The sequence below is a fragment of the Mycobacterium sp. E2479 genome, from assembly GCF_001667925.1.
Lineage (GTDB): Bacteria > Actinomycetota > Actinomycetes > Mycobacteriales > Mycobacteriaceae > Mycobacterium.
This window is the reverse complement of the sequence record NZ_LZJR01000060.1, coordinates 1-1,425: the sequence shown is the minus strand read 5'-3', so window position 1 is coordinate 1,425 and position 1,425 is coordinate 1. Positions and strand designations below refer to the sequence as shown.

Here is a 1,425-nt window from a genome sequence, read left to right as displayed (position 1 = left end):
CCCACCCAGACCTACAGCTGCGCGTACTTCGAGCGTGAGGACATGACCCTCGAGGAGGCGCAGATCGCGAAGATCGATCTGGCGCTGGGAAAGCTCAAGCTCGAGCCTGGGATGACTCTGCTGGACATCGGCTGCGGCTGGGGGGCCACCCTGCGGCGAGCCGTCGAGAAATATGACGTCAATGTCATCGGAATTACGCTGAGCCGCAACCAGTTCGAGTACAGCAAGAACAAGCTGGCCGGCCTGCCGACCAACCGCAACATCGAGGTGCGCCTGCAGGGCTGGGAAGAGTTCGAAGACAAAGTCGACCGGATTGTCTCCATCGGCGCCTTCGAAGCATTCAAGATGGAACGCTATTCCGCATTTTTTGAACGCGCCTACGACATCCTTCCCGATGATGGCCGGATGCTTTTGCATACGATCTTGATGTATCACTGGCAGGAATATCCCGCACTGGGCGTCACATTGACGATGAGCGATATTCGATTCGCGCGCTTCATCGGCCAGGAGATTTTCCCCGGGGGTCAGTTGCCGGCGCAGAAAGACATTTTCAAATTCGGCGAGGCCGCGGGCTTCTCGATCGAGCGGGTGCAGCTGCTGCAGGAGCATTACGCGCGGACCCTCAACATCTGGGCGGCGAATCTGGAAGCCAACAAGGAGAAGGCGATCGCTCTCCAGTCCCAGGAGATCTACGACAAGTACATGCACTATCTGACCGGGTGCGAGAACTTCTTCCGCAAGGGCATCAGCAACGTGGGGCAATTCACGTTGGTCAAGTAGCTCACAGCATTTCAGCGCACAACGGTGATCCGTTGGGGCTGAGTGCCTATGGTGAGCCGGTCACTTCTCCAACGTGAACTGGTTGACGTCGGTGTAGCCCTCCCGGAACAGCTTCGCGCAGCCGGTGAGGTACTTCATGTAGCGGTCGTAGACCTCCTGAGACTGGATGGCCAACGCCTGCTCGCGATTCGCCTCGAGCGCCTCGGCCCATAGATCCAGTGTCCTGGCGTAGTGCAACTGCAGCGACTGGACCCGGGTCAGGTCGAAGCCCGCCGTGACCCCGTATTCGCCGACGGTCTGCGGGGTCGGCAGCCAGCCGCCGGGAAAGATCTCGGCCAGGATGAATTGCGAGAACTGGACGATCTCGTGGGTCAGTTTCATGCCCCTGGCGCGGGCATCCCTGAACGACGGCCGAACGATGGTGTGCAGCAACATCACTCCGCCTGGCGGCAGCGCTTGGTAGGCCATCTTGAAGAAGCGGCCGTAGCGCTGGCGACCGAAGTGCTCAAACGCGCCGATCGACACGATCCGGTCCACCGGCTCGTGGAACTTTTCCCAGCCCTCCAGCAGCACCCGCCTGCTGCGGGTGGTGTCCATCTGATCGAACGACTTCTGCACGTGCTCGGCCTGGTTCTCCGAGAGCGT

General features: G+C 60.3%; 2 protein-coding genes. One reads left to right on the top strand and one right to left on the bottom strand.

Annotation, left to right across the window (positions count from 1 at the left end):
- Positions 1 to 780, top strand: a 780-nt coding sequence (locus A5686_RS07325) for a cyclopropane mycolic acid synthase family methyltransferase (protein ID WP_156749989.1), incomplete at its 5' end; no start/stop codon positions are given.
- 60 nt (positions 781 to 840) lie between these two features.
- Here the strand turns inward: A5686_RS07325 and A5686_RS07320 are convergent.
- The coding region (locus tag A5686_RS07320; protein WP_067929809.1) for a class I SAM-dependent methyltransferase at positions 841 to 1,425 on the bottom strand (585 nt) is incomplete at its 5' end.